The sequence below is a fragment of the uncultured Planktosalinus sp. genome (assembly GCF_963973675.1).
Taxonomy (GTDB): domain Bacteria; phylum Bacteroidota; class Bacteroidia; order Flavobacteriales; family Flavobacteriaceae; genus Planktosalinus.
Map to the genome: position 1 here is coordinate 1 of NZ_CAXBAN010000086.1, position 8260 is coordinate 8260.

Consider the following 8260-nt stretch of genomic DNA (forward strand, 5'->3'; position numbering starts at 1 on the left):
CTCTATTCAAAATGTATTATACCTGAACGAGCAATATCTCGCATCAATCAAGAAAGTGCTTACAGGAGATATAGAGATTGAAGAAATCAATAGAGATTCAATATTGAACGTTGTAAAGGCAGATATGGAAGCGGTTGATTTAAGCCCTTCCAGAAAAGACTCTCTTTTACGCGAACAAGTGGCCCGTGAAGAAAAGTACAGCATCTTTGAACCTTCGTCCAATATGATTACAAGTGTATTATTCCCACCTGTAAATGGAACAATTACAGAAGAGTACAATTTAAAATCCAAGCACTACGCTGTAGATATCCTAGTAAATGAAAACACCCCTGTTAAAGCCACCACAGATGGAACCGTTATCTTCGCTGAGTGGACCTCACAAACCGGATATGTAATTATTATTGAACATCAAAATAATTTAATTTCGGTATATAAACACAATTCAAAAATAATAAAACAACAAGGTGATTTGGTTAAATCGGGAGAAGTTATAGCAACTGCCGGATCCACCGGTGAATTATCCACCGGAACACATCTGCATTTTGAACTTTGGAGTAATGGATACCCAATCAACCCAACAAACTTTATAGATTTTGAATAATTAAAAGCCTGATAAAGGTTAGAAAATAATCAAAACAATCCTCTAATGTCAATTAAATCATTTGCCGCCAAGCTTTTTGCCGGATACATCAAACGGAAAACCAATCGCTGGGCATCAAAACCAATTGAAAATCAGCAAAAAGTTTTTGAAGAACTTATTTCGAAAGCAAAAAACACAGCTTTTGGCAAAGACCATCATTTTGACAAAATAAAATCACATTTAGATTTTGTCAAGTACATTCCTTTAAGAGATTATGAAGGCCTTAAAGATTATATAGACAGAGTTGTCAAAGGTGAAGAAAATATTCTTTGGCCCGGAAAACCATTGTATTTTGCAAAAACATCCGGCACAACATCCGGAGCCAAATATATACCAATTACCAAAGACTCGATGCCCAACCATATTGAGGCAGCGCGCAATGCCATCTTAATGTATATTGCAGAAACAGGCAAATCAGAGTTTGTTGACGGAAAAATGATATTTCTACAAGGAAGCCCTGAAATGACTGAACAAAATGGAATTAAAGTAGGCCGGCTCTCAGGTATTGCAGCACATTATGTACCCGGTTACCTTCAAACAAACAGACTTCCCAGCTGGGAAACAAATTGTATAGAAGATTGGGAAACCAAAGTAGACGCCATTGTTGAAGAAACATATCAAAAAAACATGTCCGTCATTAGTGGAATTCCTTCCTGGGTACAAATGTATTTTGAACGCTTGCAGAAAAAAACAGACAAGAAAATTGGTGATCTTTTTCCGGAATTTGACCTTTTTATTTACGGAGGGGTCAACTATGAGCCATACCGTGCAAAATTTGAAAACCTGATAGGAAGAAAAGTTGATAGCATTGAGTTATTTCCGGCTTCAGAAGGTTTTTTTGCTTATCAGGACAAACAAGAAGAAAAAGGAATGCTCCTGTTGCTTAATGCCGGAATTTTTTACGAATTTATACCAGCAGCTGAATATTATTCAGAAAGTCCATCCAGGCTTTCGATTGGAGAAGTTGAAACAGGAGTCAATTATGTGATGATTATTTCTACAAACGCCGGCCTGTGGGGATATAACATCGGTGATACAGTTCAATTTACATCTGTAAAACCATATAGAGTGATTGTTTCAGGAAGGATTAAGCATTTTATTTCAGCATTTGGCGAACACGTCATTGCCAATGAAGTTGAATCAGCACTTAAAGAGGCTGTTGAATATTTCCAAGAAGTACGGATCAATGAATTTACAGTAGCACCACAAGTTACGCCACCTGAGGATAGTTTGCCTTATCACGAATGGTTTATTGAGTTTGAAAACAGCCCTCATGATTTAGATGCTTTCGCAAAAAAAATTGATGAAGCATTGCAAAAGAAAAACAGTTACTACAATGATCTGATTAAAGGAAAAATTCTAAAAAAACTTCAAATCGTTTCCATAAGAAAAAACTCTTTTAACGATTATATGAAAACTCAGGGAAAATTAGGTGGTCAAAACAAGCTCCCACGACTTTCAAACGACAGAAAAATTGCAGAGTCACTATTGAAGCTAAATGCCCAATAAACCCTATATTTGCTCAAAATTATGACAAAAATTACTACACATAACAGAACGCGTGCTCAGGAAAGTTCAAATGCCATTGAGCGAATGTACATCACGATGCGCCACCTTTTTAACAGAGGCTTTTACAAGCCCATGGGTGTTTCAGGGGAAACACTCAGAGAAGCACTGCTCACATTAAGGCCTGAAATATATGGCTCAATTGCTGAAGACAAATTAGAACTCCAGGGACTGTTGTATGTAATAGAGCGTCTTCCCAACGGTATTGAAGAATGCCGCTATATCAATCTAACAAGTGATGAAGGCTATTCAAAATCTCATTTTAAAGTAATTATACCCCCAAAACGAAGAAGAAACTGTTACCGCATCGATGATGAACAAATGAATATCGAAATCACGCGTGGGCGATCAGAAATTTATGACATTCTTACGCACCTTACCTTTTTGTATGTTGAATCGCATAAAATAATAAAACGGGTAGTGATTGATGATAACGGAGCTGTAACGCGCGACTGGAAAAAGCTGGAAGAAGCCGTTCAAAAAAACAGTGAACTCAATGAAAAAGACAAAGAAATTGCGGTCACTCATACTGCAAATATTTTGGGAAGAACTTTTTCTGAGGTAAACGCTATTTATCCACAGTTTGCAACCAAAGAAAACCCCAATCGCTTTTTAAACATTATTTATTACTTGGGTAATATAGCAATGCAGGAAGTGGTAGAAGACAACAAAAGGGTAATCACATTCAGTCCGGTATTGAGAGAACGTTTGGGGCATCATATACACGGAGAGATTTGGGCAAACACCATTAAAAGAATATTACACTCTAAAAACTTATTAGAGCGCCCAATCCACATTATCAGCGCCAATATGCACAGTGTGATGAACACGCTTTTTGCTCCTCAGGCACTTAAAACTGAACTTAAAAAGGCAACAACACTTCAGGTATTTGAACAACTCAGCAATAGCCAAAATGTTCAGCTCAGAAATAAAGTAGAAAAAGCAGCCAAAAACTGTGGAATGATTTTTATTGAAGACAGCAGCGGTACTAATATTGATGTACAGATTTTTGACGCAACCCAAATAGATTGTTCGCATCTAATCAACAATGGGGGGGCTGAAAACATAAATGAAGTAAAGCCGGTAATATTGGTGATGGATTATGCTTTTGGTGAACAAGCTTACGAAACAATGGATGAATTGTTAAAGCCCTATAAGTGCGAAAACCAAAATACGCACTTGCTGAATGTTAAATCAATTTCAATAATGGGAAAAGCCGGAATACTTGAAGGAGGGAAAGGAGATATTATGATTCCAAACGCCCATTTGTTTGAAGGCACTGCAGATAATTACCCATTTAAAAATCAACTCAAGAGGGCACAATTTGAAGGGCATAAGTTAAAAGTCTTCGAAGGCAGTATGATTTCCGTTTTAGGAACATCTCTTCAAAATAAAGATATTTTGAGATTTTTTCACGACTCCACCTGGAACGTGATTGGGCTTGAAATGGAAGGAGCCCATTATCAAAAAGCCATACAAGCTGCGTCAAAAATCAGAGGAAGCATAAGTAGTAGTGTGAAAGTTCGCTATGCTTATTACGCTTCAGACAATCCTTTGGAAACCGGAAGTACACTGGCCTCCGGTGGCCTGGGAATGACCGGGGTAAAACCCACTTACTTAATTACTGAAAAAATTCTTGAACAAATTTTAAGTTAATTTTTTAAACCATGAGCAACACACCAACAACAAACAACCATCAAGAGGAAATTGATTTAGGGTATTTGATTAAAAAAATCAATGAATTATTTATAAAAAGTTTAAAACTTCTCTATAGGATAATTTCATTTTTCTTAAAACATATTTATATAATTCTTTTACTAATAGTTATAGGTGTAGCTTATGGATATTTTAAAGAAAAAAACACTTTAACACTATATGATAATCAGGCAATTGTAGTGCCAAATTTTGAAAGTGTCCATTATTTGTATGATAAAATTGACGCTATTAATTTCAAAATTGGTGAAAAAGACTCGATTTTCCTTAAAAGTTTTCTAGGAGAAGATTTTAAAAAACTTAAAAAACTAGAAATTGAACCCATAATTGATATGTATCAATTTCTTTCAAAATCGAGAGAAAATATTGATATATTTAGAATAATCACTCAGAATCAAGATATTACAGACTATAAGGAAGAGCTATCAAACAATAAATACTATAAATATCATAAACTAAACTTTAAAATTTTAGGAGAAAACAATACTCAAGAAGTCGTTTCAAAAATCCTTGATTACTTAAATAACAATGATCATCTCAAAGAATACTCTAAAATTTACAAGGAAAATAATGAGCTTCAAATTAGAGAACATAAAAATATGTTAGCTCAAATAGATTCCGTTTTATTTTCAATCTATTCAAATAAAAACAAACCTTCCAATCAAGGTGTTCAGATTAGTGAAAACCCATACACTCACTTTTTAATAGAAAGGAAAGGTATGGTTATGGACGATTTACTACAGCATCAATTACAACAAACAGACTTTGAAAGTCCTATAAAGCTTGTTAAGATAGATTATAATTTGATTGATAATACTAAATTTAGAATTTCAAATAAAATTAAATATCCTTTTCTATTAGTCTTTTTATACTCTTTATTCTTCTTGCTTAGGTATGGTTACATTAAACTTAAGAAAATTGCCAATAGCAATTAGAATTCAGAAAAACTGATTAATGAAAAAGAAAAATCTTATTGTTTTTGGTACGAGGCCCGAAGCTATTAAAATGGCTCCATTGGTTAAGGCGTTTGATCAGCAACCAGAGTATGAAACCAGAGTATGCATTACAGCACAACATCGTGAAATGCTAGATCAAGTGCTGGATTTTTTTGAAATCAAACCCCAGTATGACCTTGATTTAATGCGCCCCAATCAAAACCTGTATACACTTACGGCGACAATCATTGAAAGCCTGAAACCGGTTTTAGAGGATTTTAAACCAGATTTTGTTTTTGTACATGGCGACACCACCACTACAATGGCAGCCGCTTTGGCAGCTTTTTACAGCGGCGCTAAGGTTTGTCACGTGGAGGCTGGGCTACGCACCTTCAATAAAAGAAACCCATTTCCCGAGGAAATGAACAGAAGCATTGCTGGCAGACTTACAGATTTTCACTTTGCACCCACAATAACTTCAAAGGAAAACTTGTTAAAGGAAAACATTCCAGTTAATGATATTATAGTTACCGGAAATACAGTGATTGACGCGCTACTATTCAGTGTCAACAAATTAAATAACAATCATTATACTGATTCAGAGATTGAACAATTAAGGGAAACTGTTGATTTTTCAAAAAAACTCATTTTAATAACAGGACATCGTCGCGAAAACCATGGGGAAGGGTTTAATAGTATCTGTAAAGCTCTTGAAACAATTGCAAAAAATAACCCGGAAACACAACTAATTTATCCAGTGCATTTAAATCCCAATGTGCAAAAACCGGTGTATGAATTGTTACGAGATATTACCAATATAAAACTCATTGACCCGTTAAGTTATCCGGCCTTTGTCTGGTTAATGGAAAAATCATACCTAATCATAACTGACAGCGGAGGAGTTCAAGAAGAAGCACCCGGATTGGGAAAACCTGTACTTGTAATGCGCAACACTACAGAACGACCCGAAGCAGTTGAAGCCGGAACGGTCATTCTGGTGGGCACAGACACTAAAAAAATTGTTACAGAAACAGAACGATTACTAAATGACAATTACCATTATGAAAAAATGGCAAAAACACACAATCCTTATGGAGATGGAAAAGCAAGCAGTAGAATTGTTGAGTTTATAAAAACAAAATAAAAATATGATGAATAGTAAGCCCGGTGTTGTAATGATTGGTTTAGGTTATATAGGCCTTCCCACAGCAGCATTAATTGCAGGGAAGGGACTTCAGGTAACCGGAGTAGACGTAAGCAAGGAAGTAGTCAATACCATCAACAAAGGTGAAATTCATATTGTAGAACCCGATCTGGATGGGTTGGTTCATCATGTTGTAAAAAAAGGTCGCCTTAAAGCATCAATAAAGCCTGTTGAAGCCGATGTGTATTTGATAGCTGTCCCCACGCCTTTTAAAGAACACCACAAACCCGATTTGAAGTATGTTGAGAGTGCAATAAATTCAATCATTCCCTATTTAAAGTCTGGAGCGCTCATTATCATTGAATCCACAAGCCCGGTGGGAACCACCGAAAAAATGCAGGAACTCATCCTTCAACAACGCCCTGAACTAAAAGGAAAGTTTTATATGGCTTATTGTCCGGAGCGTGTCCTTCCCGGTAATATTATCTATGAACTTGAACACAATGACCGTGCAATTGGTGGAATCAACGAAACCTCTACACAAAAAGCCATAACATTTTATAAGTACTTTGTTAAAGGAGAACTGCACGCCACCAATGCCCGAACAGCCGAAATGTGCAAACTGGTGGAAAATGCCTCCCGCGATGGGCAAATAGCTTTTGCCAATGAACTTTCGATGATTTGTGACAAAGCCGGCATTAATGTTTGGGAGCTCATCAACCTTGCCAACAAACACCCCCGTGTAAATATTTTACAACCCGGTACCGGAGTGGGCGGACATTGTATTGCCGTTGACCCTTGGTTTATTGTTTCTGAGTTTCCCGAAGAAAGTAAGCTGATGCGCTCAGCTCGGGAAATTAACAATTACAAAACCCAATGGGTGATTGAAAAAATTAAAAATAAAGCCCTGGCTTTTGAAATTGAAAACAAACACAAACCAATTGTAGCTTGTATGGGGATGGCTTTTAAACCCAATATCGACGATTTAAGGGAATCACCGGCAGTTTCTGTTGTTAAGGCACTGCAGCAAGAAGGCTTGCAATTATTAAAAGTGGAGCCCAACCTGCAAAACGGCCGTGCTGATGGTCTAACAGAGTATTCAGAGGCCGTCAAAAAGGCTGATATTATAGTTTTCTTAGTGGCTCACAAGGAGTTTAAAAATATAAAAACTGAAAAGCCTACTTTAGATTTTTGTGGAGTTTTAAAGGAATAAAATAACAAAAATGAATAGGCTAAAAACTTTAATAAACAAAAACTATCTTATCTACGGTAGCTCTATTGTTTTTAGCAGGGGACTGGAATATTTGGTTTTATTTTTTGCAGCCTATTATCTCACTAAAGAGGATTATGGCGAACTGGAATTTTATAAAAAAGTGATTGAGGTGGGCTCCTCTGTGCTTGCTTTCGGGTTTCCTGCTCTTATTTTAAGCTATACAAAAAGCAAGGATAGCAAAGCCCATTTCTTCTTACTTGCCATTTTATTTGTTTTAGGTCTGGGGGTTCTTTTGGGACTTTTCTTTTCATTTACTCCGTGGCTTTTTTTGGTTGTTCCTTTTGTGTTTTATGCATTGTTTTTTACAGGAGGAATAACACACTCTTATCTTCTAGTACAAAAAGGGAGTGACTATGCATCTTATTATAAGTCAATTGTTTCAGTATTATTTTATTTAATAATTTTCATATCTATTTACAGTTTTGGTGTAAAAGGAAAGGCGTTTGTTTATGTCAACTATGTCCTTTTGCCCGCACTGTTGATTTACACTTTTTTTCAGTTAAAAAATCAGCGATTTATAAGCTATAGGATAAAGAAATACTGGAGGCTGTTTAAGGGGCTCTTGTTAAGCTCATTTACATTGGTAGTGAGCAACTTTGCTAACTTGATGTTTCTCTATACTGATATTTTTTTCATAAAACTCTTGTCAAAAAATGCCAATGTGGATATTGCTAATTATAGTTTTGCATTAAATATTGCAGCCTTATTGCTTTTAATACCTATCACATTGGTGCAGGTTGATATTGAGAAACTTAAAAATAAACAAGAATATGTTTCTGAGCTTAATCGTAAAATTTTAAAACTAACAGGATTAATGGTTTTTATGCTGCTACTGCTTTACACAGGGTTGACTCAACTTATGTTCCTTGATTATCAAGAGACTCTTTTACTATTTATAATAATTTTGTTTGCAAAGACAGTACAGGCATTTTCTCCACTTTATGGAACGATGATTGTCATTAACAAAAAATTTAGAAGAAACCTAAGCA

At 35.8% G+C, this 8260-nt stretch carries 7 protein-coding genes; all 7 read left to right on the forward strand.

What is annotated here, in order from left to right:
• Positions 1-601: M23 family metallopeptidase (locus AACY61_RS04930; RefSeq protein ID WP_339610475.1), on the forward strand; the 601-nt coding region annotated here is incomplete at its 5' end.
• 45 nt (positions 602-646) lie between these two features.
• Entirely contained in the window at positions 647-2149 is a 1503-nt protein-coding gene (locus tag AACY61_RS04935; RefSeq protein WP_339610476.1) for a GH3 auxin-responsive promoter family protein, read from the forward strand.
• 21 nt (positions 2150-2170) lie between these two features.
• Complete coding sequence (locus AACY61_RS04940; protein ID WP_339610477.1) at positions 2171-3862, forward strand: hypothetical protein; 1692 nt, start codon at positions 2171-2173, stop codon at positions 3860-3862.
• Between the two features lie 11 nt (positions 3863-3873).
• Positions 3874-4854, forward strand: a complete 981-nt coding sequence (locus AACY61_RS04945; protein ID WP_339610478.1) for a hypothetical protein — start codon at positions 3874-3876, stop codon at positions 4852-4854.
• 19 nt (positions 4855-4873) lie between these two features.
• Positions 4874-5998 carry a UDP-N-acetylglucosamine 2-epimerase (non-hydrolyzing) gene (wecB, locus tag AACY61_RS04950; RefSeq protein WP_339610479.1) on the forward strand — a complete coding sequence of 375 codons (1125 nt, stop codon included), beginning with the start codon at positions 4874-4876 and terminating at the stop codon, positions 5996-5998.
• A gap of 7 nt (positions 5999-6005) precedes the next feature.
• Positions 6006-7211 (forward strand): UDP-N-acetyl-D-mannosamine dehydrogenase, encoded by a 1206-nt coding sequence (gene wecC, locus AACY61_RS04955; protein ID WP_339610481.1) that lies wholly within the window; start codon positions 6006-6008, stop codon positions 7209-7211.
• Between the two features lie 10 nt (positions 7212-7221).
• The coding region (locus tag AACY61_RS04960) for an oligosaccharide flippase family protein (protein WP_339610480.1) at positions 7222-8260 on the forward strand (1039 nt) is incomplete at its 3' end.

Excerpts from the sequence above, each read along its gene's own strand:
- wecB (WP_339610479.1), top strand. The coding sequence starts at position 4,874 with ATGAAAAAGAAAAATCTTATTGTTTTTGGTACGAGGCCCGAAGCTATT.
- wecC (WP_339610481.1), top strand. The coding sequence starts at position 6,006 with ATGAATAGTAAGCCCGGTGTTGTAATGATTGGTTTAGGTTATATAGGC.
- AACY61_RS04935 (WP_339610476.1), top strand. The coding sequence starts at position 647 with ATGTCAATTAAATCATTTGCCGCCAAGCTTTTTGCCGGATACATCAAA.
- AACY61_RS04945 (WP_339610478.1), top strand. The coding sequence starts at position 3,874 with ATGAGCAACACACCAACAACAAACAACCATCAAGAGGAAATTGATTTA.
- AACY61_RS04940 (WP_339610477.1), top strand. The coding sequence starts at position 2,171 with ATGACAAAAATTACTACACATAACAGAACGCGTGCTCAGGAAAGTTCA.